The sequence below is a fragment of the Mucilaginibacter gossypii genome (assembly GCF_900100945.1).
Taxonomy (GTDB): domain Bacteria; phylum Bacteroidota; class Bacteroidia; order Sphingobacteriales; family Sphingobacteriaceae; genus Mucilaginibacter; species Mucilaginibacter gossypii.
The window spans coordinates 599,723-624,353 of the sequence record NZ_FNCG01000001.1 but is presented as its reverse complement, the minus strand read 5'-3'; the positions used below and the strand labels follow the sequence as shown (position 1 = coordinate 624,353).

Below are 24,631 nucleotides of genomic sequence, written 5' to 3'. Positions count from 1 at the left end.
AATTTAAAGTTTATCTGCCAAATCAAAAAAGGAAGCCGGCACCGCACCGCCAGCTCCTTTTGGTTTATCTATTGGTTTTTAAAAACCGGCCTGGATGCCCAGGTTAATCACCCGCTGGTTAATGTACGCATCGCCCGCGGTATTGGTAGCAATTTCGGGGTCCTGCTGATATTTTTTGTAGTTATCAAACGTGAGCAGGTTATATGCGCTCATATAAATGCGGGCGTTATTAATCTTAAATGGTAACAGGTTGGTTGGCAATTGGTAACCTATATCAACGGTTTTTAACCGCACGTAATGTGCATTTAATAACCAGTAATCAGAAAAATAAGCCGTAGGGCTGTTTACGGAAGTTGGATTGGTAGTTAACCTTGGGAAGGCGGCATTAACCGGGTTTTCGGGCGTCCAGCGTTCCTGGTGAATGGGCTGAAACTGGCTTTGAAATGGTTCGATACCTGTACCAATCACCGCGAAACTGTAGTTAAACGATCCCTGCAAAAGCACACTTACACTAAAACCTTTGTAAACAGCCTGCAATGAAAGACCCAGTATGGTATTTGGCAGGTTTGGATTGCCTATCGGCCTTTTGTCAAAAACGTTAATAATGCCGTCACCGTTCAAGTCCTGGTATTTCAGATCGCCGGGCTGTAGTGGGATACCGTTATCAGGTACGGGTACCGATTTGCTTCCCGAATTGATGGCGGCAATATCGGCAGCAGTATAGTATCCCAAAAAGTGATAACCATATTGCTGCCCGATTGAATGACCGGTTTGCGCCAGCCATGGATATGCCGGCGTAGCCTCATCTTCATATAGGATCTTGTTTTTAGCGTACGAGAACACGAAACCAACGTTGTATTGTACTTTGCCAAGCGTGCTATGATAGCTGATCTGCCCGTCAAGGCCCTGGTTACGGGTTTTACCGATGTTTACGGCAGGCAAACCAACACCCAAAATCTCCGGTATACTCCCCGGTGTAATTAGCTGATTGTAACGGATATCGTGGAAATAATCGGCTGTGATGGATATTTTATCATTAAACAAGTTGGCATCCAGGCCTATGTCGATCTTTTTGGCACGTTCCCAAACTACGTTCGGATTGCCCAATGAGCCTTCATATATAGTATTGTAGTTTTGAGCTGTTTCGCCAAAATTGTAACCACCGCCCTGATTGTAGACCTGGTTATATACATAACGGTTACCCGGCGCTGCATCCGAACCAACCAAACCATAACTGCCCCTTATTTTCAAAAGACTAAACATAGGGAGAGCCTTTTCAAAGAACGACTCTTTGGCGATGTTATAACCAAAGCTCACAGCCGGAAAAATCCCAAAGCGATGATTAGCGGCAAAGCGGTCGGTGCCGTTATAGGCTACGTTAAAGTCGAACAGAAATTTCTGTTTAAAGTCATATCCCACCTTGCCCGATATACCGCGGAACTTTTGCGGCACACCAACCTGCGCGCCATCAAGTAGCGGATAGGTGAAATACGTTTGCGAAGTTTGATTGAACAACAACAATCCCGAAAAATGGTGCGAACCACGGAATGTCCTGTCGTAGTTGGCATAAAGCTGCAGGTTGTAATTATTGGTATTGATATCGGTGCTGCCCGTTAAAGCATAAGTTTGATACACATAAGTAGCACCCGGCCTTAAGGAATATTGATTAGTAGCCGGATCGTAATGATAGGCAGGGATACCACCGTTAAAAATTTGCTTGGTAAATTGTGCAATGCTCGAATAAGCAACCCTGCCCGTTACCGAAAGGCCATTGGTTAAAGCATCAAGCCTTTGCGTAGCACCAAAAAGTACATTAAAATCGGTACGGCGGGAGTGTTGATAGCCTCCTGTTGCCAGCCTGGCGTTAAGCGTTGGCAGGTGATCGGGATTAAATGATGAATAGGCGTATGAATAACTTCCGTTAGGATTAAGATATGGCGCCGTAAAAGGCGTTTCCTTGGTAAAATTATATACCTCGCTTACGGCGTTCTGGTTATAAGGCTGGTTCAGATCCGAAAAACGGGTGGTAATGTCCAGTCGCAGATCAAGCGTTTTATTGGCTTTCAGATCGAGGTTTGAGCGAAAGTTATAGCGTTTAAAATAGTAATTGGTATTCACCAAACTTTGCGGATCGGCAAAATCACGTACCAGGCCATTCTGGTTTAGCGCGCCACCCGAGATGAAATATTTTACCCCGGTTGTACCACCCGAAATATCCAGGTTGGCATTGGTTTGATAGGTGTACTTCTTAAAAATTTTATTATACCAATCAACATTGGGGTGACCGTATGGATCGGATCCATTTTTAAAGAGGTCAAGGTCCTGCTGGGTAAAGCTAAGCGGGATGCCGTCATTATGCTGGGCCTCATTAATCAATACCGCTGTATTATATGAATCTAAAAACTGCGGCGTTTTAGTAGGCTGCTGGATGCCGCTTTCCACACGAAGGTTCACTTTAGGGGTGCCGGCCTTGCCGCGGCGGGTGGTCACCACCAATACGCCGTTAGCGCCTTTGATACCGTAGATAGCTGTAGTTGACGCGTCTTTCAGAATCGAGATGCTCTCTATCTCATTAACATTGATCTGCTGCAGCTGGTCATAGCTATACTCGATGTCATCTACAATAATCAGTGGCTGGTTACCCGACGGGTTTAGCGAGCTTACCCCGCGGATATAAAAATCGGAAGCATCCTTACCCGGCTGGCCCGAACCCTGCTGCGAAAAAAAGCCCGGCAATTTACCGGTTAAAGCATTTTGCACGTTGGCCGTTGGCACGGTACGGATCTCACTGGCCGAAATGGAACTTACAGCACCGGTATTAGTGATCCTTTTTTTGGTTCCGTAAGCTACTACGGCTACTTCATCCAAACCGTTGGTATTGGTTTGCAGGATAATATCCATCCTGCCCGATTCCGATACACGGAGCTCACGCGGGATATAACCAATAAAACGCACAATGATGGTATTTGACTGCCCTTTAAGAACAAGCCTGAACTTACCACCCTGATCTGTAATAGCACCATTATTCGGAACACCTTTTTCAATTATCGATACCCCTGGCAATACCCCGGTAATATCGCGTACAGTACCTGTTACGGTCCTGCTTTGCGCAAATGACACCGCCGGGAGCAAGATCATTAATATCTGGAAGAGAAGTATTATTTTTCTCATAAAGCTTAATTTTTTTGGTTTAACTGGCTGAAGTTTTGAGATTACCATCCTGGATTTTGTTTCATATTCGGGTTCTTCAAAACCTCGTCATAAGGTATTGGGTACAGGTACATCTTAGGCGCTTCGAATTTGGTAGTGAGCGCATTCACCACGTTATAGGTAAGGCTGGAGCCTATCTTCACAATGCTGATCCCCTTTTGCGGCTGGTTCATAACCGTTTCAGCAATTTTCCAGCGGCGGATATCCCAGTAGCGGTTCTCTTCAAAAGCCATTTCCAGGCGCCGCTCATTTTGGATGATGGCGCGCATCTCCGCTTTGCTCATACCGGCTTTAAGCCCGTAATTGCCGGTGCCCGCATCTATCCCTGCCCTTTTCCTGATGCTGATAACAGCATTATAAACCTCGGGAGTTGCTCCGGCCGATTCATTGAGTGCTTCGGCATAGCCTAAAACAACATCAGCATAGCGCAGGATCTGCCAGTCTATGACATGAGCGGCGTAGGCATTGGTGTTTTCAAAATTGCCCATGAACTTGCGCATGTAATAGCCTGTTTTGGTTTGTTGTAATGAGCCGTTGGGTTTGCTGGCCCCTCCTTCGTACAATTGCAGATCTGAGTTAAGCCATCTTGCACCGTTATAGAGCACGGTATATGTTAAGCGCGGGTCGCGGTTCTGGTAAGGGTTGTCCGGGTTATAACCTGATGCCGGATCAGTAATAGCCAAACCGCTTTTCATGGGGAAGGCATCAACCAATTGTTGTGTAGGACTGGTTTGCCCCTTGCCTACTGCCCCGGTAAATCCAACGGGACCGTTAGTGGTTTCAATCGAGGATGAATTATCTGTTTGCCGGATAAATATATTTTCAGAGCTGTTTTGAGTCAGAAATACATCTTTAAAGCTGGGCAATAACGAATAAACATTCAGGTCCATTACCGCTTTCTCAGCAGCAGCAGCCTGTGCCCACCTGTCGGAGCTGAAATCGGTATAACCGGTTAGCGGATTTGAGGCATCAATATTCTGTCCGTTAAATAACGGGCTTGCCGCATATAGCAGTACTTTGGCCTTTAAAGCCATGGCGGCACCTTTGGTAGGGCGGTGATAATCAGCATTAGGGTTGCTCAGCGGCGCGCTCATCAGGGTGTCCTTAATGGCATCGCATTCGCTTACAATGTATTTGATACAATCGGCAAAGGAATTACGGGGCAAGGCTACATTATCTGTTATAGTAAACACCTTGTTGCCCAATAAGGGAACGCCACCGTAACGTTTAACCAGCTCAAAATAATATAGCGCCCTTAAAAAACGGGCCTCGCTTTTCCATACATATTTCATGGAATAACCATGATATTGGGCCAGCACCGGCACTACATCAATATTATTCACAAACTCATTTGCCTTGCGGATGCCTGCGTAATAATAAGCCCAAAGGTTTTCGCCGGCGGGGATAGTATATGAATTATAAGATGCTGTTGAAAGTATGGTTACTACATTTGATGATACCGAAGCCGATGACATGGCATCATCACTGGCCGCGTCAAGGTAGTCGTTCCCTACCCTGTTGTGCCCGTTTTGGAGCGCTGCATAAATCCCATACAGGAACATTTGGGCATTGGTGCCTAAGGAATCTTTTTTATCAAACACGTAATTGATAGTAACCTTATCAACCGGGAACTGCTCATATTTTTTACAGCCGGCCATTATGGTTAAGATGCCGGCGGCCGCTAAAATTATTTTGTTGAAACTCTTCATGATCGTAATATTTTTATGATGGCCAAAATCAAAGCTTAATGTTAACGCCGGCATTTATTACCCTTTGAATTGGGTAAGCAGTACCGTATACCTCCGGATCAAAATCTTTGTAGCCATACAGTGTATACAGGTTTTCGCCGTTCACAAATATTCTCAAACCCGATAGCCTGAGCTTATGCGCCCACTCATAAGGCAGATTGTAACCTACTTCGGCATTTTTAAGCCTCACATAATTGCCCTTGCGCAGGTACAAGGTTGAGTTGGCGGTATTATTGGCGTTACCTATTGATAACCTTGGCGCAGTAGCCGTAGCAGCGGTTTCGGGTGTCCACCGGCCTAAAATGGTGTTGTACGCCTGCCCGCTGTAAGTAAGCCCGAGGAAACCCACACCTGCAAAGCCGTTCACCTGCGAGTTATTGAACATCAGCTCACGGTTCGCTACGCCCTGTAACAGGAAACTCAGGCTAAAACCTTTGTAATTGAAACCCGCCGAAAAGCCATAATAAACCAGCGGCCGGTTACCGCCTATAGCCGAAACATCAAACTGGTTGATAATATGATCGCCGTTAAGGTCTTTGTATTTTACATCTCCTGCCTGCGCGGTGTAACCGGTAGTTGTTGCACTGGTGGCAGCATCCTGGGCATCCTTGAAATAACCGATAGCCGTGTAACCATAAATAGCGTTGGTTGAGCGACCGGTGTGCCTGAGCCATGGGTAAGGATATGGCTCTTCGTCGCTAAAAATAATTTTAGACGATTGGATAGAGGCATTACCCGAAATGAAGTAATTGAAATTTTGGATGTGATTTTGATAAGTTAAAGTAAGTTCAGCGCCTTTGTAAAGATTAATACCTAAATTTTCATAAGGATATGAGGTACCCAACAAAGCAATACTGTTTCCTCTAACCTGCAACAGATCGTAATACCTGTCGTGGTAATAATCGGCAGTAATATTGAAATGATTATTAAACAGGGAGATATCGGCCCCTATATCCAGCTTGCGGGCTTTTTCCCAACGGATGTATGGGTTGGCCAATGTGTTTTCAAAATAACCCTGTACCGGGCTTTTGCTGGTACCTGTGCTGTATGAATAGCCCTGCGAAGGGCCGTAGGTTTGCAAAAAATTATAGTAACCGTAATTATCTACGTTGTTGTTTCCGGTTTTACCATAGGTGGCGCGCCATTTCCATGAGTTTATCCAGCTGAAATTATCTTTAATAAAATCTTCTTTACCCATTTGCCAGCCAATACCGCCGGCGTAAAACAAGCCATATTGATTGCCCGGAGGATAACGGTTATAACCGCTGCTGTTGGCGGCCGCTTCAATAAAGTATTTACCGTCATAATTATAACCTGCTTTTAATGCACGGTTTGTTGTTACCTGCGAAAGGTCATAGTTTAATACAACCGAGCGTACATCATACAGTGCCATACCGGTTATATTGCTTTTACCAAAAGTCCTGTCGTAATTAACTGATGCCTGGGCAAACGAGTAGCGGGCGCTTGAAACCGTACTGAACGAATTGTTTTGCGCAACTGATGAGCCCACTGCCGAATAAGAACTGTCGGCGTTAAAAGAATAGGCATTATTTTGCAATGAGCGATTTAAAAAACTTTGCGATGAAAAAGCAAGGTTGCCTTTTGCCTTTGCCGATAAGCCTGGTGTTATGCTGCTGAGGTTATAATTCAGATCGAGGTTGGCCAGTACATCATTGCTGCTGGTGCGCTGATAGCCTGAAAACTCGGTTTGCGAAAGCAGGTTGTTGGTATATGTTGTTGTACCGCCAAATGTGTTATTTGGATTATAAAGCGGATATGCATTGTTTGGCGTGCTGTAAAGAGCGCCCAATATGTTTCCATACCCTGCCCCTGGCTGCGTGCTTTGCTGGATACGGCCAAATAACTGAAGATCGACAGTAAATTTTTTGGTTACGTTAACCGCGAGATCGGAGTTAATGATATAGCGGTTAAGATCATTATTGGTGTTGTAGGGTACAGCTGATGCGGTGCGGAACATCCCGGCCTGGTCAAGGTAGTTTAATGACACGCTGTACCGCGCTACCTGGGTACCGCCGTTAACATTAAGCTTGTAGCTGGTCATCGGCGAATTATCGCGTAATATGGTTTTAAACCAGTTAACATCCGGATGTCTTAAAGGGTCGGTGTGGTTGCGGTAGGCGTTAAAATCGGCACTGCTGTAAAGGGCCGGCTTACCATCGTTTTGTAACGCTTCGTTATATAAATACGCATATTGATAAGCAGGCAGCGGGTTTGGCAAGCCTAAAGGCTGCTGGGTGCCCGTTTGTGCAGTGAATGAAATATGCGGCGTACCCACCTGACCGCGTTTAGTAGTAATAAGTAAAGTACCGCGCGAACTGTTGATGCCCAGCATCATATTTGAAAGCGCGTCCTTTAATACCGAAACCGATTCGATACTTTCCGGATCAAGCGACGCTATCTCACGCTGAACACCATCGATAATCGTTATCGGCCCCTGTCCTCTTAATGAAAGGCCGAACTCGGTATTGTCATTGGCCGAATAATTATTGTGCTGCACTACCGCCCCGATAAAATCATTTACAGTCTGCACGCCGGTTTGAGGTGCGGCGAAACCGCTATACTGCTGGGTATACAAACCGGGGAGTTGCCCGGGTAAAGCATAGGTATATAAAGTTGCAGGAGTGCTGGTAAGCTGATTGGTATAGATAGTTGATATGGCACCCACATTTTTTGATGTGCTGATGGTATCATAAAGCACATTGATGGTTTTAGGTGCCTGAATATAGCTATCTATGAGCCTCACCGTTAATTTAGCAGTGTTTTTAACAGTAACTTGCCGGGCGTTATAATTCGCGGCGGTAAATACCAGCGCATCTCCCTTTATGGCGTTGATGGCAAACATGCCGTCTTTACCGGTAGTTAGGGTACTATTTTTTCCTTTATTAATTACTTTAACACCCTGTAGTGGGTTACCATACTCATCAAGTACAATACCGCTTACCTGACCGGGCCGTGCAGGCGCCACGGAAGCTGTATCCTGCTGCATGGCTGCATAGCTGGTTTTAACCAGTAGCAGCATCAACAGCGTGATACCTGTTAAACATTTATTTATGTAGCAATAAGCCATATTTTTCAGGTTTAAAATTGTTGGCAAAAGGTTTAAATATCGTTTTAGCAAAAGCAATATTGTGTAGTGCATCTGCTTGTTTATTTCATTTACAGATCAACCGCATTTAAATGTATAGGTGAACGGGGCATCAGTATTACCATACCCTACCTTTACCTTGCCCGTTTTATCTGTAAGGAAGTACTCCATTCTTGTGATGGTTTGCGTATCCCCTGCATTAAAGAATGATCTCGGCCAAAACGTAAGCTGGTACTTTTTACTGGTGGCAGTAGTTTGTTTCAATAATGTTTTAGTGGTTTGCTCACAAACTTTTATGGTTTTGCCATCGCTGGTGTAGGCCGTTGCGCACAGGTAAACTTCACTTGCGCCGCTTAACTGTGTATCGGTAACTGTACCATCAAAAGTCAGGGTTACAAAATCGTTATCCAATGATTTTGGCGGATCGATAGTGGTAAGCTGCGGGTTACAAAAGTCAACCAGGTCACCGCTGCCGCCGGTTACTTCAAAACAGGTATTACCAAGCAGCACACTGTAATAAGTACCGTTGCCATCGCTGGTAAAACCGTTACCGCTGTCGGTTATGGTATAGCCCAGTTTAACCAACATGTTATTATTATCAGCGCCTACTTTTGTTTTAATATTCAGGTCGACAATAAACTCTACCCCACCGGTATGGCTGTAGGCTTTATCAGTTTGGTAAGCCACCCATTCCATGTCATCAATAAGGTTACCACCGTTACCGAAAGTTTTTTTCATGTATGCCGACCAGGTAAGGCCGTCGCCCTTTTTAGGTAAAGTACCGTCGGGTATCAGGGACATGGTTCCGTTACCTTGTTTGCTGGTGTAAGTTATAGTGGTATTCTGCGCTGCCTTCCAGCCTTTAGGCACCAAAAAACCAAAAATGAGGTAGTCGGGGCCTCCATCTCCCACGGTAGGGATATCACAGTGTACCGTTATCGGCACAACTGAACCTACGGTAGCTGTGGCCGGCTGATCAACACTGGTAATTTGTTCGCCACAGCAGGCTAAAGCAATACCCAGCACCACCAAAGCACACAGCTTCCATAAATTTTTACCTTTTATATGTAAATATGATCTCATAATTTATCGGTTGCTTTTAGTTTATCAATTGGCTTTTTCAAGCACGTACACATAAGTATTATTGGTACAGCCCGGACTGAAGGTTATGCTTAGCTGCCTCTTGCCGTTTACTATAGGATAAGTAAAAGCTGTTGAAACCGGCTTATCGCCCGTGGCAGTAAAGGTGATCTTAAACGGATACTGCGGATCATCAAGTGCAAAAGCACCGTCCTTGCTTACCAGGAAGGGCAATTTGTTCACCAGTGTATACCCTTTATCGGTAAAGCTGATCCTGAACTGGCTAAAATCAATAATGGAGGTTAAATCGGTGCCATTACGGGTAGCTTTGATCACCCGCCAGTTGCCGGCGATATCCTTGGGGGCCTCGCTTCCGGGAACTATCTTTTCGGTTTTACATGATGATACTGTCATCATAAAGACAGCTATCAACAGCAGGTAAAACCATTTTGCTTTGTAATTATATTTCATATCAATACTACTATACTGTCGGTGATTAATAGCCCGGGTTCTGGATCAGTTCGGGCGATTTGGCTACCTCGCTTTGCGGGAAAGGCCACAGGTACATCGCTTTACGGAAATTGCGTTTGCGCACATCAAATTGTTTATAGGCTACCGCAGCACCATCGCGGTCAACCTCCATGCCTTTGGTTGTAATGTTGTCCGTTTGGTCGGCAATTTTCCAGCGGCGCACATCCCAAAAACGGTGCTCTTCAAAAGCCAGCTCAATGCGGCGTTCATTTTGAATAGCTGTACGCATATCAGCCTGGCTCAAACCTGCGGGCAACTGGTATGGGTTTAAGCCCGCCCGTTGACGGATAGCCTCAACTGCCGAATAAACTAATGCGGTTGGCCCTTCATATTCATTAGCAGCTTCGGCATAGTTCAGCAGGATCTCGGCATAGCGGATCAATGGCAGGCAACGATCTGTCCGGTGCATAAAATCGTTGGCTACGGCAGCCGGGTCGAGCATTTTATTGGTGTAGTATCCGGTGGTAGTACCAACATGTACGGCATCAGGCCCTGTTGTATTTCCGTTATATTTACCGACAAAAATATTTACGGGCGAGGTACCCGACGAAAGCCTGATTTGCAGAGGTGTTTGGTCATGGATGATGCTATAATCCAAACGCGGATCGCGGTTAGCATATGGATTATTGGGATTATAGTTTGATGTAGGGTCTGTTATACTTTTACCGTTGCTCATCGGGAAAGCATCAACCAATCCCTGCAGGGGGAAAGCACCGTTTTTGCCCGTACGGGTTGGCGGCTGCCATAAATTCTCTAAATCCACGTTGCCGGTCGGGCGCATCAACTGGAAAATATATTCGGTATTTACACGCTTGGTAAACAGCTTTTGAAAGCCAAAACCCGGGGCAGTGGCATTGTCAACGTTGAGACTATATACGCCAGTTGAGATAACGGCAGCCGCAGCTTGTTCGGCAAGTCTCCAGCGCTCTTTATCGTAAGCCGGGTATCCCGCCAATTCGAGCGTTTTACCCTCACCGATAGACTGCCCGTTGAACAAAGGGCTTGCGGCGTAAAGCAACACTCTCGCTTTTAAAGCGAGGCAAGCCCCTTTTGATGCCCTTCCATAATTTACCCCCGATTGCACAGTCGGCAGGTCCTGCGCTGCCACGTCACACTCGGCAAGGATATAATTCACGCAATCGGCATAGGTATTGCGGGCAGCGGGGATCTTATCCGTATACGTGTAAACACTGTCGCCAAGTAAATGCACACCGCCGTAATGTTTCAGTAATATAGCATAATACCAGGCCCGTAAAAACCGCGCCTCAGCTTTCATTTGTGTTTTGACGAAATTATTGATGGGTGCCTTAGGCAAATTTTTAAGCAACTGGTTTACCGACCGGATATTGGTATAACAGGTTTTATATGCATCATCGGTAACCACGGCGGCATTGATGGTGCCCGTTTCAAATGCCAGGGCTGTTGATCCGGCAGATGCTGATACTTCCGCTTCGTCGGAGGCAGCGTCGATACCGCCGTTAGGCGTAGGCGAAAGTATTGGCCCGTAGGTAAACCTTCCTGCCGCCGCACTAAAACCAACATTGCTGTAAATGCCGGCTAAAAACGATACGGTATTGGCACTATCGGTAAACACTGTCTCCCCGGTTAGGTTTGATGTTTGTGTTTGCCCCAGGAAACCTTCCTTTTTACATGAAGTAAAAACAAGGAAGCCCCCGAAAACCGAATAAGCAAGAACCTTGAAGTAAAGTTTTTTCATACTATAGGGTTAGTTAACATCATGCTTCGACAGAAAAACATAAAATCGTTTTAGCAATTTCATATTTTAACCCGCGGAGCAAACGTTTTAAAAGCTGTTTGTTAATTGGTTTATAATTCAGATGTCGAAATCCGATACTAATATAGTTTATAAAAACGATTTAGCAAATTTTTCACACTATTTTTTTATAATTTTTAAAATCACAATTTCGATACCGGAATTTTAACAATTACAACATTTGCAATCGGTTGAAAATGTTGTAATTGTTATTATAAAAGCGTTATCTATTTAAGTCGATAATACTAAACCGGAAGCCACTGGACTGATTTTCTCTTTTTTTATACCTGAACGTGTACATTGAACTAAAAACGTAGCGCAATTTATCGGTAACCCGGCACTAACTATTTTTTCCACCAAAAAAAAGACTAAAATACAGTGCCTGGTAGTTAATGGAATTGCCCCAAAATTCCCAGGTATGGCCTCCCGGCCTTACAGTATAATCATGAGGGACTTTGCGTTCAAGCAGCTTTTCATGCAGCTCCTGGTTAGCCTGGTAAAGGAAATCATCATAACCAACATCAAAAGTAATAGCAAGTGAGTTGGGTTTTAACAGGTAAATGAGGTTTACCACGCTGTTTTGTTCCCACCTGTCGGGGTGTTCGCTGTATTTACCCAATACGCGTTCGATGCCGAAACTATCCGGAAAAGGCCTGATATCAACTGCGCCACTCATGCTCCCGGCAGCACCAAATTTATCTAAATGCTTAAACGCTATATACAACGCGCCATGTCCGCCCATACTCAAACCGGTTATGGCCCTCCCCTTCCGGTCGGTTATGGTTGAATAATGCTTATCAACCCAGTTCACCAGTTCGGTACCTACATAGGTTTCGTATTGTGAATCCTTAATGGTTGGGCTATCAAAATACCAGCCCGCAAAGTCGCCGTCGGCACAAACTATGATAAAATGATAAGTATCGGCCAAACCGGCAACAGCAGGGACTTTTTTAATCCAATCGCTGTAATTGCCGCTAAAGCCATGCAGCAGGTATAATACCGGGTACTTTTTGGTGCTTGAATAATCGGCCGGCTTGATCACCACAGCCTTAATATCTTTGTTCATTATGGCACTGTGGGTCAGCACCGTATCAACCGTTGCAGCGGCAGCTTTCAAACTGCAGACTGCAAAGCCGATAAATAATGGAATAAATAGTAACTTTTTAATATTCATCAGTATATAGTGATTTTATTTTGAGGCGATGATGGTGATGCGATGGTTTTGCGGTTTATTGATAGCATAGATCTGGTTGGTAAGTACATCCATTTCTTTTTGCCAGGCATCGCGCAGGCTTTTGTAGCGGGCACGGGTATAATTATCTTTATTTCCATTAACAAAAATGTCTTTTTTGGCATACTTGCTTATGGTATCCATAGCGGCGTTGGTATCATGGAACAACAAGCCTTTGCCTTTTAAAAAGTCAAACTGCATCCAGGTATACATGCGGATACGCCTTTCAATGTCCCAGCGTTCTTCGTTTAGTTCCCTGATCTGGATAGCCTGCTGATATTGCGGTGTTATAGTGATCTCGGCCAGGTTGATACCTGCGCCCAATTGCTCAGTCGACCAACTCCCCATTTTTTCTCCATCGATAATGACATCATAATTAGCTGTTTTTAACCCTTTAACGGTAAGCAACTCCTGGTTCATTTCTTTGGTAAACGGCACAACCTTAAGCGCATCGGCTTGTTTTTTTCGGTTTCCCCAACCACGCGGAATAGTATCAATGGGATAAGGCAATGAATTTGCGAGGTAATTGAACGATACGGAATCTGCCGAAGAAACCACGTTAGTTACTTTACAATTCACCGCCTTAATGGTCTTTTTACTTTTAGCGTCAACAGCCACATCAGCCACTACTTTATTGCTGAAGCCCTGCGCCTTTAAAAAAAGATAAGCCATCACGAGGTGCCCGTCATTGTCAGGATGCACCCTGTCATTAGGCGTTAAGCTGAAGGTGGAATCTTTGGCTTGCTCACGCAGGTTGATCTCTGTCATGGGATGATAGAAATCAACATAACCCCAGTTATTTCTTTTCGCTGCTGCTTGCTGAAAATCGATCACTTTTGAAAAAGCCGCACTTTTTTTAGGATAGATGTTTTTGGTAGTAAACTTGCTGGTTTCGTCATAAGGCGAACCAAGAATAAAAATTTTACGGATCTCAGGGTGTTGCTTTAGTTTGTTTTCCAGCAGTGTATAGTTATCGTATGAGCCCTGGATCCTTTTATCCATAACATCCTGTGCATCGGGGCGGTACCATTCAAAATAACCGGTATCATTCATGCCCCAGGTAAGGGTTAATACATTTGGTTTTTTGCTGAACACATCATCTTCAAAACGATCGTTGATCTGCCCTACAACATCGCCGCCAATGCCGGCGTTATAGCAGGTTATCCGCATGTTAGGGAAACGGGTCATATAGTACAACCATATGTACGAGTGGTAATGGCCCCCATCCGTAATACTGTTGCCAACAAAAGCCACCCGGTCGCCCGCGCGAAATGGCGCTATGTTTTGGGCAGTTACTGCTCCCCGGGCTGCTATCAGTACTAATAATAAAATCAACTTTTTCATTAACTGTTAATTATAATGTGTTCAGCAAAAAATAAATTCAAACTATAAACCCACCAGGCTGTACGGGATCCTTACTGCTTTTACCTGGTAAAAGCTAGGATCCTGGTTATTATTTACGCAGGTGGTTGTGCTGCAGCTGCCGCCATCACCGTTATAATTAAGGCAATAGGTAACAAGCAACTCGTTATGGCCGTTTAAAAACTCAGCGTGGATGGCCGGGGTATAGTACTTAGCCAAATGGCCCTGGTAAACATCATTAATGGTAAAAACCATTTTGGGCGCAGTGAAAGGCCCCTTAGGACTATCGGCCGTTGAAATATAAATGTTATGGCTCGCCGGATCACAAAAATAGCCCAGGTCCATTTGCATCATTACGTACTTATTGTTCACTTTTGATATGGTCACATTTTGCTGCGTGGTATTGCCCGCACCTACAGATAAAGCTGCCGCCGAAGCGGTTGTACGGGTTGACGACCATGAAGAGCCTGTCCAGAACGACCAGTTAGACGGGTTACTTACCGGGAAGCGGGCCAGGAATACATTGGACGTATTAAAGAAAACGCTTTTGCTTCCGTAAACATATACCGAGTCGTTAGTAGCGTTTTTAACCATCCCGTTTGAAAACCCGGTTTCTGTTTGGCCCGACATACCCGCAGGTGTTAACCGCGCGGCTGTACCCCAGTTAAGTCCGGATGTGTTTTGAGTTAAGTCATACAGCACCTGGTTTTCGGGCGTAGCTCCGTTGGCCGATTCAAATGTGTAAAGATAAACGTGGCTACCGGCCTCAATTCCTGCGCCGGGCCAGCGATAGGTTGAGTTATGATCGCCCGGGCTTTCAATGATCTCCATGCTGTTTACCGGCGAATTATTGGTAGTGATATTTGGCGTAAGTGATTGATCCCAGCTGTGACTGGCCGGCTGCAGCAGGGCCGAATTATGATACTTAAAAAACTGGCAATACAACTGTCCGTTACTTTGAAGCTGTGACGATTCATAGGCATCTTCAGTTATCCAAAGCACTTTTCCGTTGTTGGTGCCATAGGTAAGCGGGATACTTTTTCCCTCATCAAAAGCCACAGTGCCATTGGTACGGTGAAAAAAGTTTACTACATCATCATCCCGGTACGCTTCAGCGATAAGCCCGTTAAGCAGCCATGTTTGCGCCGTATTCCCGGCAACAAATACTTCCTGGGTAATAGGTGTACCATTAGTAGCAGATGATCCATGATTAGTGACCGCCAGGCCATTACCCACATTAATAATTTTATAAACACCTGTACTTACTGCCTGAATATACCACTGCTGGGCATTGTTGGTGTTGGCTTTATCCTGCCATAGGCCTGTACCGGGATTCGTGGTGGCCAAGGGTACTTCCAGATATTTACCGCTGGCTACGTTCATGATCTTAAATTTGGTGGTGCTGGTTATAGCACCGCCGCCCTGTTGTACAATTATCCATTTTTGGTTGGGGGCCGTGGCCGTACCACTGCCCGAGTATTGGTTTTGCTGCGCACCGGTGCCATCATTAAGCATACCGTTGCTATTAATTTCAATAGCTTTACCGCTTAACACGTTAGTGATGAAAAAGGTTCCGTATGAGCTTACCGGCGATCCGCTGGTTAGTTGTACAGAATCTGTGCGTACAAAAGGTTTGGGGTACTTAACGGCAGCTTGTTTGCTGCACGAGGCCAGCAAGGCCATAGCCGTCATGGTACAGGTGAACAGGTTTGTTTTCATAATTTGGTTTGGTTTATAATTTGGTTTGATGTTTGGTCGGTGCAGTAAAATCATTCAATTTATAAAATCGATTTAGCAATTATGTATAAAAAATCCCCGCTCATCTTTCCTTCACTCATGTTCTAAATTATCAGATCCCCCAGTTTTTATTGGGCGTTGCGCCCATACTTAGTTCAAGGGTGCCGCCTGCTGCAATATCCTTATAATCGATATAGCATTTATTATAGGCTTTGCCGTTAAGCTTTGCCCCCTGTATATAAATATTTTTTGCCGAATTATTATTGGCGATGATGGTAAAGGTTTTACCCTTTGCGTATTTAGGATCAAGCTTTAACGTTACTTTATTAAATACCGGACTGGTGATCTCCTGCCTGATATCGCCGGGACAAACGGGATGCAAGCCACTCGCTGCCAATACATACCAGGCCGACATCTGCCCCACATCTTCGTTGCCCACCAAACCCTCTACGGAGTTTTTATAAGCCCGGCGGCAGATCTCACGGGTCCATTTCTGGGTAAGCCATGGAGCGCCCAACCTGTTATATAAAAATGGAACATGGTGTACAGGCTCATTGGAATGATTGTAGTAATCATTCCACATCATGTTATCGGGCGTTTTTTCAAAAAGATTGTTCAGATCAGCTATCACTTTGTCGCGGCCGCCCATCAATTTTGCCATACCATCAACATCCTGCGGTACAAACCATCCCTGCTGATAAGGGTTGCTCTCAATACAGCCATACCATTGTTTAATGCGCCCCTCCGCAGGCCATGGAAGCCAGTTGCCGGTGCTATCCTTAGGCCGGAACCAACCTTTATCTGCGTCAAAAATGTTTTTAAAGGCTTCTCCCCTTTCGCCGTATTTTTTTACGTCGTGTGTTTTGTTAAGCGCTTTTGCAAGCTGTGCAACGCACCAATCATTATAGGCGTATTCAAGCGTATAGCTTATGCTGCCACCACCCGGAGTAAAACCTTTATCGCCATTGCCAAATTTTTCAACGGTGCCCACCGCTAATTTATAGGCATCTGGTATATTATAATTACGAATGCCTTTAGCATAAGCATCGGCCATTACTGCTACAGCCGGGTTGCCAAGCATACATCCGCTATAAGCATTTAATAACTCCCAGCGCTCCAGGTAATCTTTCTTTTTTTCGTTGGCAAGGGTAACCAGCGAATTAACCAGGTCATTAACCAGCGAAGGGTTAATAATAGTTTGTAAAGGCATCTGGCTCCTGAAAACGTCCCATCCGCTAAATATGGTGCGTTTTTTAAATGTTGTAGTATGATGCACCTTGCCATCGCCGCCCATATATTGCCCTGTAACATCGCTTACAATGCGGGGATCGATCATGGTATGGTACAATGCTGTATAAAACACCGTTTTTTGCCCTGTGGTGCCACCCTGGATACTTACTTTTGATAAGGCGTTATTCCAGAGGTTAACGGTATGCTGATGAACAGCATCGAAATTCCAGTCTTTTATTTCGGCTTGCAAATTGGATTTGGCACCGGCTATACTCACAAATGAAATACCCGATTTAAGCAATACCTGTTCACCGGCTTTGGTAGCAAATTCGCTATAAAAACCAAGGTGCTTTCCCTGCTTTTCCTTCAATCCTTTAAGGATCTCAGCATTAGCTACGCGTTCCTGGTATTTATCGCCGGTAACGTCGTCCAGCTTACGGCCCCAGTCGCTTGGAATATCGGCACTCCAGATGCCATAGTTTTTAAGCGGCTTGCTGAATTGTGCATAAAAATATACTGTATAATCTGCATGTCCGTCACCATTGCCCCAGCCGCCACCCTCAGGGGTGCATTTCATAAAGCCCTCAATAGTGTGGTCATCAACTACTTTTACATATTGCAGCGTTGACGTTCCCCCTACCCTCCGGGCCAGATCAATCTGGATACTCGATTGTTTATTTTGTGAAAAGGTAAAGCGCAACATGCCGCTATGAGGGGCGGCAGTGGCTTCGGCCTTGATATGATTATCAGTTAGCAGAACACTGTAATATCCGACCGATGCTTTTTCAGTGCTTTTATCGTAAGCAGAACGATATCCAACCCCTGTAGTGCCTGGTTTACCGGCACTGGTTTTAATTGGCCCCGCTGTAGGCATTACCAAAAAATTCCCCAGATCGCCATACCAGCCAATGCCACTCATTTGAGTAAAGGCAAAGCCTTCAATACTTTTATGTTCATAGCTATAGCCCGAGCCATTGTCGCCTCCGGTTATGGTGTTTGGGCTTAACTGTACAAGCCCGTAAGGTGAGGCAGCGCCCGGAAACGTTTTACCTAAGCCATGGTAAACCCCTGCTCCATCGGCACTGGTGCTGGCTCCTATAAAAGGATTAACATAGGAAGCCGCATTTTGCGCTTTCAGCACTGTTGCCGGAATAAACAACATACCCGCGGCAAATACGGTTATTAAACATTTTTTTAAGGCTGGTAGTGTAGTTATGTTCATAATAGCGGTACCGGATAGAAAGTTTAGTTTACCGTAAGTTTTTTATGACAGATAAACCTTCAGAACTAAAATTGACCGGTATTTATTAATTGGTTATTGCACGACCAAATTATATAATAAAATCGATTTAGCAAATTTTTGTTAATTTTATTTTTTAGACTTAGCTGTGTTTAAATTAGCGACTTATTAATTATTCAATAAAATTCATTGCCGTTGACTTCAGCCAACGGAATAATGCCGTAAATTTAAGGGGCTTTAGCCAAAATACCATCTGAATTTGGCTAAAGCCCTCTCCTCATTGGCTATTTTACCGTTGGCTGAAGCCAAAGGCAATGAATAAATCACTCTTTAAACAGCTTCTTAGAAATACTTAATGGCTTCCCTTAATATTACAATGCTGTATTACAACCATTTGCTAAACCAATCCAACGTCATTTTAAAATGTTCAGGCGTAGATGTATGGAATAGCTTTGGCGTTACATCGCGCATAATCTTATCGGTTGCCCCTTTCGATCTATATGCTTGTATGGCCGAAGCGTAAGCTATGTTTGCTCCGGGAAGCGGGCAATTGGGATCATTTTCTGTGCCTACAATCAACATGGCACGTGGCGCTATCAATCGCAGCATCGACGGACAGTCGAACTCGCCTGTGATACCGGGTAATAGTTTATCCCATACAGCCTGTACATTATGCTTGTTTAATACCGAATCGCCAAGGTCTTTGGCTGCCTGCAAATGCGCTCCCTGAATAGTACCTGCACGCCCCTGCCATTTATCATTATCTAACGACCATTTGAAACTTTGCACTGCAATATCCAGCACAATTACTTTTATCCGCTTATCTATTGATGCCGCAAGCCATGTTTCCATCCCTCCCATGGATATGCCGCCCATACCGATGCGGTTAGCATCTACATCAGGCCTGCTTGCCAGGTAATCGGTTACCCTCCAAAGATCGAAAGCGGTATCAAACAAAAATGGATGCGTTTGATGGGCTTTGTCCTTATTTTCCCAGGCAGCGGTAGCAGCTGCAACATATTCTTTTGAGCCGTGCGCGCCTCCGGCAATGCGTTCACCATGAAAGCGGGCATCAATGGCTACGCCCATGATCCCTCTTTTAACCAATTGGTACAACATCTTTTTGCTGTCTTCCTTTTTACCACCTGTACCATGTAAAAAAATTACAGCGGGATATGGCTTGGTCCCGGTAACCGGCTTATAAATAAGAATAGGCACCAGCTCATTCTTTTCGCTATAAATAAAACCGTGTTCTATAATAACTGAATCTGTATGAGTGATAGTAAAAGATGGATTTAACGGAACACGCGGCCTTTCCAGCAGTTTTTTAAAATCGGCAGCAACCTTATCAACAGGAGGATAATTTATTTGCTGCGCAAATGAAAGCACAGAGCATACCGATAATGTAATGCAGGCACAAAGCATTTTGATCTTAAACAACATAACATGATTGATTTACCTGTACAATGTATAAAATATGTGGCTTGATAAATGTAACAATACTAACATGCTACGTGAGAATATTGAAGTGTACAGGCGGGACAGGAAGCGTGGACTTTGTAAAAAGAATGATAGTTTTGTTGGATACATTTTCCTACTCCTAAACTAAGGGCAGAGTAAAAAGTACAAAAGCTGAATGTTTCCATCCAGCTTTTTTAAAACTACCATTAACGGTAACTTTCCTGAGCACGTTAATTTTCTTCGGCGTATTTTTTAAAGTTGTTAAGTATCGCCTGCCAGCCATGTTTTTGCATTTCAAGGGGATTTTGATCTTCAGGATCGAAAGCTACCTCAACTTCAGTTTGATTATCATTGGCTTTGAAGGCAACCAAGGCCTGCCTGCCGTTTGACATGGTATAGGTAAACTTTTCGCCATCAACAATTTCGTCATAAGTAGCTTCAACGTCAAAACCAAAGCTCCCGTCTTTAGCTTCCATTCTTGCCGAGTATTTTCCGCCTACCCGCATATCATTTGATGCAGCAGGACATTGCCATGAAGGATCTGCAAAGTTCCATTTTGTAATGTGTTCGGGATTGGTGTAATAATCCCAAACTTTTTTAGCATCTGCACTTACCGTAGCGGCAACAGTGATCTTATTGCTCATTTTTTACTTTTTTAAGGTCAATAATAATTGGTCGAGTTTTTCGAGGGTTGCCATCATTCCCTGTTCCATGCCCATCTGGATAACCGTTTCCAAATCTGAAAGCGATTTGTAAGTTACAATGGTTTCTACCAAAGCGTTTTCTCCTTTATCGGTAAAATTCACAAACCACTCCGCACGGGGAAGATCCTTATTTATTTCACCTTCTGCGTTACAAAAAGCATCCAATGATGTATAGTAATCAATAGGCTTGATTTTCAGATAGTCTGTCCAGCCCCAATATTCTGTGCCGTTAGGCTCCACCATGGCATAGTGCCAGTGGCCACCTTCGCTAAAGTCCATTGATTTGGTTTTTGTGGTTAGGGGCGCGGGTGCAAACCATTGATCGAGCAATTCGCTTTTAGTATAACAGTCCCAAACCAATGGTCTGTCGGCTAAAAACTCACGTCTGATGGTCAGCGTATTTTTTACTTTGTCGGCAATAAAATCGAAGTGCAAGTTATTTTTCATTTTTGTTGTTTTTTTAAGGTTGCTAAAAGGTTATCGAGTTGCAGGAACCGGGTCTCCCATATTTTCCGGAATTGCTCCAGCCATTTGTCTATTTCTTTCATTTTGTCAATCTCCAATAGATAGTAAATCTCCCGGCCCCGATGCTCCGGTTTCACCAGTTCACATTCGGTTAAAACCCGCAAATGCTTTGAAATTGCCTGTCGGGTAGTATCAAAATGTTCGGCAATAGCATTGGGTGTCATTGCCTGCAATGCTATTAAAGCGATAATAGCTCTGCGGGTAGGATCGGCAACAGCCTGAAAAATGTCTCTTCTCATTGAAGTACTATTTACGAACCGGTTAATAAGACCGCCGGTTCATTTAAAACTTATTTCCTGATCATGGGCAGGTATTTTTCCCAATTGTCAATAATTACCCAAAGAACAATTGCGATCAATACTAATACGATAGGTAAACCTGATGGAGCCATACTAATATTAGCCAATAAAATACCGGTTAAAAGAGGTACAAGTACTAATGCGCCGAGCGCCCTGGTTCTTGGAATAATCAATAATAAACCGCCAAGGATTTCCATGGCACCAACCAGCGGCATGAGCCAGCCTATTTGCATAAAGGCCTGGCCCGCTTTCACCATTTTTTCAGGCATTTCTTTAGGCATGGGCATGTAATGAAAAAATTTGTCACAACCGGCGTTGATAAACATTAGCCCGGTTAACAGGCATAAAACAAATAGGATTTTAGTTTTCATGGTTTGGTTTATTTAAATAAGAAACTGATTGGTTGCAAATATATGCGCAACTAATTGGTTTCGCAAATTTATTTTGATTTTTTTGGTTATAAACACAAAACCCCGATGTCTGCGATATCGGGGCTTCTAATTATCCAATCTTATAACTGTTATCCCAGTTGCAGATCTTTTTGCTGTACAGCGCCTGGTTGCCCAGGTGCACACTGATGGCGGTGCGGGCTCCTGTAAATACATTACTATCCGGTAGCTCATTATGCTGTATTTTCTGATAAAAATCATTGAATGCATACCAGGTACCGTCTTTCGTGGCCTCGGGCAGAATAGGTGTGCCTCCTTCTTTATTCCATACAATGCGTGTTGCACCGGTTACGCCGTCTACTGTCCCTTTTTCTTTCAATAGTTTTTTCTCAGGGTAAAACATGCCCTGGTCGGTTAGCAGGGATACAGTACCCAGGGTACCTTTAATCTTGAAAAGATACCCGTCATGCGCATTGCCGCACATCGCGCCGAAATTACCGATCAGGCCCAGGTCCGGGTAACGTAACATCAGTTGTACGTTATCATAGGTCTCCCGGCCATCTTTAAACACATCTATCCCGCCGGTAGCAAAAAATTCCTGCGGATGGGTATCAAAAACCCAGTTAATAAAATCAATCTGGTGCGAAAGCAGTTCGGCCGCCAGTCCGCCCGAATATTCTTTGTACATGCGCCAGTTGATGGCCCGTTCCAGTGAAGGATCAGGCACCGGGCGGCGCCAGTTGCCATTGCGGTCCCAGCGGCAATCCACTTGCGTCACTTTGCCCAGGTAGCCTTTATTGATCATATCTTTAACCCGGTAATATAAAGGCGAATAGCGGTACTGGTGACCAACCTGCAGCACCTGGTTGCTGCGCCCATGCATCAGGCTCACAAGTTCAAGCGCCTGATCAATGGTATAGGTCATCGTTTTTTCCAGGTATAAATGCTTGCCCGAGCGGATAACATCAGCAGCCACAGCGTAGTGCAGGTACAGCGGAACAGCAACGATGATCGCCTCCACCTGCTTATCATCAATTAATTTACGGTAATCCGTATATATTTTTACTGAACCAGGCTTAACCAGCTTTTGTGCTGCTGTCAGCCTAAAATCGAGCACATCGCACAAGGCAGTAATGCGGAACTGATCGGGCATTCCGTTAAGGATATTCATAATCCCGGTACCACGGTCGCCACAGCCTACCACTGCAATTTTAACGAGATCGGCCCCGGGCTGTATTGCGCTCAGGTTTTGGTTTAGCAATAGTCCGCCTGTTAGCAGGCCTGTATTTTTCAAAAAAGTTCTTCTCTCCATTTATCCAGTTTTATTGTTGATATCCTTTAAAGTAAGCAGTAACCGTATCTGCTATACGGCCATCCGGCTTCCGGTATACAATATAAGCACCCAGATCCTTCCGGTTTTTCAGGAAGCTCAACGTGCGTTTTAATCCCATCGTCATAAACCCGTTATCATAACCATCCGCTGTTATTGCATCTTTTGCATAAACGGTAACACTGATCATTTCGTTTTGTATTGGGTAACCTGTTAACGGATCCATCAGGTGCGAAACCTGTTTGCCGCCTGCTTCATGATGTTTGCGGTAATTGCCGGATGTAGTAATGGCGCCATCTCCCGGTTCGATCACTTTACGCATCGGGGCCGGGTTCAGGTCATCACCACTGATGCCTTCAATGCCTACCTTAAACGGCTCGTTGCCGGGTTTATGGCCTTTAATGCGTAATTCGCCACCCAATTCGATGAGATAGTTATGAATGGAATGCTGTTCCAATAACGAAGCCAGCAGATCGACAGAACAGCCCTGCGCGATGCCGTTGAGATCCAGTTGTACTTCTGGCTGGGTCTTGTGTAAAAAAGTACCTTTCAAACTGATTTTATCCGCTCCTACATGATGAAGTAGGTTTTGCACTTCTTTCCGATCAGGGTCATGTGCCGGTTTAATTACACCAAATCCCCAGGCATCAACCAAAGGTTTCACTGTGGGGTCAACCAGCCCCCCGGTTGCGTGGCTGATCTGCAGCGCACGGGTGATCAGCACACGAAAAATTTCATCTATACGGATACCTTTTGCAGAACGGTTGAACTGACAGATAAGCGAATTAGGCTGATATAGGGACACCGACTGATCAAAATGCTTTAACAGACTATCCGTTTGCGCTGTATTCACCAGGCTGTCGGGCGCATAATACACGATACTATATGTGGTACCTTGTGCATACCCCTTCAGCTCGAAGCGGCGGGGCTGCTCCTGCTGTACAAAAGCACAGCATATCAAAACAAAGACGCAAGGATACGCCAGTAAGGTCGTTTTCATAGTCAGATAGCCAAATGTAAGCATTCAGCCGCTTTTTCATCTCATTGCGTGAAATAAGCTTGATGATCATCTGCGGGCTACCGGAAGATCAATTCCCCGTGCTAAAATTCGTAACCAAAACGATAAATAAACTCCTAAAGGCCGGTAGTTAAAGCGGCTTTAAGTGTTTTATATGCAATGAACTGATTTAAAATTTGATTAACACCTTTCCAAAAGGCTTTTCCTCTATTAAATAACGCTGGGCTTCCGGTGCATCGGCGGCATCAAACACTTTTGCTACCGTTGGTTTTACAGAGCCGTTAGCAAGTAATGGTAATAGCTGGTTCCATACATATTGCTGTTGCTCGGCTGTAAACCAGCCCGAAAGGCTTTGCCCCCGCATTTGAAGGCCCTTCCACACAAAATCAGTAATGTTTGCTGTAAACTGTGCCCCTGCAGAATACCCAATGTTTACGATGATGCCATTTTTGGCCAGGGCCTTAATAGCGTTGCCGGTTAAATTACCACCAACACTATCAATAACGATGTCAACCCCTTTTCCACCGGTAATACGCATAACGCCTTCGTTAATACTTTCATTTTCCAAATTAATTACATTTTCAAAACCTGCTAATTCCGCAGCTTTTGCTTTTGAGGCCGATCCTGCTGTTGTTATTACCAATGATTTTCTTTAA

At 44.6% G+C, this 24,631-nt stretch carries 18 protein-coding genes; all 18 read right to left on the bottom strand.

Annotated features, from left to right (window positions below):
- Positions 1–78: 78 nt before the first annotated feature.
- Positions 79–3,171, bottom strand: a complete 3,093-nt coding sequence (locus tag BLS28_RS02670) for a SusC/RagA family TonB-linked outer membrane protein (protein WP_091162930.1) — start codon at positions 3,169–3,171, stop codon at positions 79–81.
- A 41-nt stretch (positions 3,172–3,212) separates the two neighbouring features.
- The gene (locus BLS28_RS02665; protein ID WP_091162929.1) at positions 3,213–4,919 is read right to left on the bottom strand and encodes a RagB/SusD family nutrient uptake outer membrane protein; all 1,707 of its coding nucleotides are present in this window, start codon (positions 4,917–4,919) and stop codon (positions 3,213–3,215) included.
- A 28-nt stretch (positions 4,920–4,947) separates the two neighbouring features.
- A complete protein-coding gene (locus BLS28_RS02660; protein WP_091162928.1) occupies positions 4,948–8,046 on the bottom strand; it encodes a SusC/RagA family TonB-linked outer membrane protein in 3,099 nt (1,032 codons plus the stop codon).
- 96 nt (positions 8,047–8,142) lie between these two features.
- Complete coding sequence (locus BLS28_RS02655) at positions 8,143–9,147, bottom strand: DUF4961 domain-containing protein (RefSeq protein ID WP_091162745.1); 1,005 nt, start codon at positions 9,145–9,147, stop codon at positions 8,143–8,145.
- Positions 9,148–9,171: 24 nt separating this feature from the next.
- Complete coding sequence (locus BLS28_RS02650; protein ID WP_091162744.1) at positions 9,172–9,615, bottom strand: DUF5004 domain-containing protein; 444 nt, start codon at positions 9,613–9,615, stop codon at positions 9,172–9,174.
- Positions 9,616–9,640: 25 nt separating this feature from the next.
- Complete coding sequence (locus BLS28_RS02645) at positions 9,641–11,392, bottom strand: RagB/SusD family nutrient uptake outer membrane protein (RefSeq protein WP_091162743.1); 1,752 nt, start codon at positions 11,390–11,392, stop codon at positions 9,641–9,643.
- 397 nt (positions 11,393–11,789) lie between these two features.
- The gene (locus BLS28_RS02640; protein WP_091162742.1) at positions 11,790–12,623 is read right to left on the bottom strand and encodes an alpha/beta hydrolase; all 834 of its coding nucleotides are present in this window, start codon (positions 12,621–12,623) and stop codon (positions 11,790–11,792) included.
- A 15-nt stretch (positions 12,624–12,638) separates the two neighbouring features.
- Positions 12,639–14,024 (bottom strand): SGNH/GDSL hydrolase family protein, encoded by a 1,386-nt coding sequence (locus BLS28_RS02635; protein WP_091162741.1) that lies wholly within the window; start codon positions 14,022–14,024, stop codon positions 12,639–12,641.
- Between the two features lie 42 nt (positions 14,025–14,066).
- Positions 14,067–15,761 (bottom strand): RICIN domain-containing protein, encoded by a 1,695-nt coding sequence (locus tag BLS28_RS02630; RefSeq protein WP_176844349.1) that lies wholly within the window; start codon positions 15,759–15,761, stop codon positions 14,067–14,069.
- A gap of 130 nt (positions 15,762–15,891) precedes the next feature.
- A complete protein-coding gene (locus BLS28_RS02625; RefSeq protein WP_256337323.1) occupies positions 15,892–18,231 on the bottom strand; it encodes a GH92 family glycosyl hydrolase in 2,340 nt (779 codons plus the stop codon).
- 402 nt (positions 18,232–18,633) lie between these two features.
- Positions 18,634–19,692: an alpha/beta hydrolase gene (locus BLS28_RS02620; RefSeq protein ID WP_091162738.1), complete on the bottom strand. Its 1,059-nt coding sequence runs from the start codon at positions 19,690–19,692 to the stop codon at positions 18,634–18,636.
- A gap of 248 nt (positions 19,693–19,940) precedes the next feature.
- Complete coding sequence (locus BLS28_RS02615; RefSeq protein ID WP_091162737.1) at positions 19,941–20,354, bottom strand: SRPBCC family protein; 414 nt, start codon at positions 20,352–20,354, stop codon at positions 19,941–19,943.
- A gap of 3 nt (positions 20,355–20,357) precedes the next feature.
- Positions 20,358–20,861, bottom strand: coding sequence for an SRPBCC family protein (locus BLS28_RS02610; protein WP_091162736.1), 504 nt, complete (start codon positions 20,859–20,861; stop codon positions 20,358–20,360).
- Entirely contained in the window at positions 20,858–21,178 is a 321-nt protein-coding gene (locus tag BLS28_RS02605) for an ArsR/SmtB family transcription factor (RefSeq protein ID WP_091162735.1), read from the bottom strand. Before BLS28_RS02605 ends, BLS28_RS02610 begins: the two co-directional genes overlap by 4 nt.
- Before the next feature lie 50 nt (positions 21,179–21,228).
- Positions 21,229–21,609, bottom strand: coding sequence for a MauE/DoxX family redox-associated membrane protein (locus tag BLS28_RS02600; protein WP_091162734.1), 381 nt, complete (start codon positions 21,607–21,609; stop codon positions 21,229–21,231).
- A 130-nt stretch (positions 21,610–21,739) separates the two neighbouring features.
- Positions 21,740–22,939: a Gfo/Idh/MocA family protein gene (locus tag BLS28_RS02595; RefSeq protein WP_091162733.1), complete on the bottom strand. Its 1,200-nt coding sequence runs from the start codon at positions 22,937–22,939 to the stop codon at positions 21,740–21,742.
- 10 nt (positions 22,940–22,949) lie between these two features.
- Positions 22,950–23,957: an FAD:protein FMN transferase gene (locus BLS28_RS02590; protein WP_091162732.1), complete on the bottom strand. Its 1,008-nt coding sequence runs from the start codon at positions 23,955–23,957 to the stop codon at positions 22,950–22,952.
- A 187-nt stretch (positions 23,958–24,144) separates the two neighbouring features.
- Positions 24,145–24,618, bottom strand: a complete 474-nt coding sequence (locus BLS28_RS02585; protein ID WP_091162731.1) for a quinone oxidoreductase family protein — start codon at positions 24,616–24,618, stop codon at positions 24,145–24,147.
- Positions 24,619–24,631 lie beyond the last annotated feature (13 nt).

Bases quoted from the DNA above. Each gene is read 5' to 3' on its own strand.
- BLS28_RS02590 (WP_091162732.1), bottom strand. From the start codon at position 23,957: ATGAAAACGACCTTACTGGCGTATCCTTGCGTCTTTGTTTTGATATGC.
- BLS28_RS02625 (WP_256337323.1), bottom strand. From the start codon at position 18,231: ATGAACATAACTACACTACCAGCCTTAAAAAAATGTTTAATAACCGTA.
- BLS28_RS02660 (WP_091162928.1), bottom strand. From the start codon at position 8,046: ATGGCTTATTGCTACATAAATAAATGTTTAACAGGTATCACGCTGTTG.
- BLS28_RS02600 (WP_091162734.1), bottom strand. From the start codon at position 21,609: ATGAAAACTAAAATCCTATTTGTTTTATGCCTGTTAACCGGGCTAATG.
- BLS28_RS02630 (WP_176844349.1), bottom strand. From the start codon at position 15,761: ATGAAAACAAACCTGTTCACCTGTACCATGACGGCTATGGCCTTGCTG.
- BLS28_RS02615 (WP_091162737.1), bottom strand. From the start codon at position 20,354: ATGAGCAATAAGATCACTGTTGCCGCTACGGTAAGTGCAGATGCTAAA.
- BLS28_RS02650 (WP_091162744.1), bottom strand. From the start codon at position 9,615: ATGAAATATAATTACAAAGCAAAATGGTTTTACCTGCTGTTGATAGCT.
- BLS28_RS02605 (WP_091162735.1), bottom strand. From the start codon at position 21,178: ATGAGAAGAGACATTTTTCAGGCTGTTGCCGATCCTACCCGCAGAGCT.
- BLS28_RS02645 (WP_091162743.1), bottom strand. From the start codon at position 11,392: ATGAAAAAACTTTACTTCAAGGTTCTTGCTTATTCGGTTTTCGGGGGC.
- BLS28_RS02635 (WP_091162741.1), bottom strand. From the start codon at position 14,024: ATGAAAAAGTTGATTTTATTATTAGTACTGATAGCAGCCCGGGGAGCA.
- BLS28_RS02640 (WP_091162742.1), bottom strand. From the start codon at position 12,623: ATGAATATTAAAAAGTTACTATTTATTCCATTATTTATCGGCTTTGCA.
- BLS28_RS02670 (WP_091162930.1), bottom strand. From the start codon at position 3,171: ATGAGAAAAATAATACTTCTCTTCCAGATATTAATGATCTTGCTCCCG.
- BLS28_RS02620 (WP_091162738.1), bottom strand. From the start codon at position 19,692: ATGTTGTTTAAGATCAAAATGCTTTGTGCCTGCATTACATTATCGGTA.
- BLS28_RS02610 (WP_091162736.1), bottom strand. From the start codon at position 20,861: ATGAAAAATAACTTGCACTTCGATTTTATTGCCGACAAAGTAAAAAAT.
- BLS28_RS02655 (WP_091162745.1), bottom strand. From the start codon at position 9,147: ATGAGATCATATTTACATATAAAAGGTAAAAATTTATGGAAGCTGTGT.
- BLS28_RS02665 (WP_091162929.1), bottom strand. From the start codon at position 4,919: ATGAAGAGTTTCAACAAAATAATTTTAGCGGCCGCCGGCATCTTAACC.
- BLS28_RS02595 (WP_091162733.1), bottom strand. From the start codon at position 22,939: ATGGAGAGAAGAACTTTTTTGAAAAATACAGGCCTGCTAACAGGCGGA.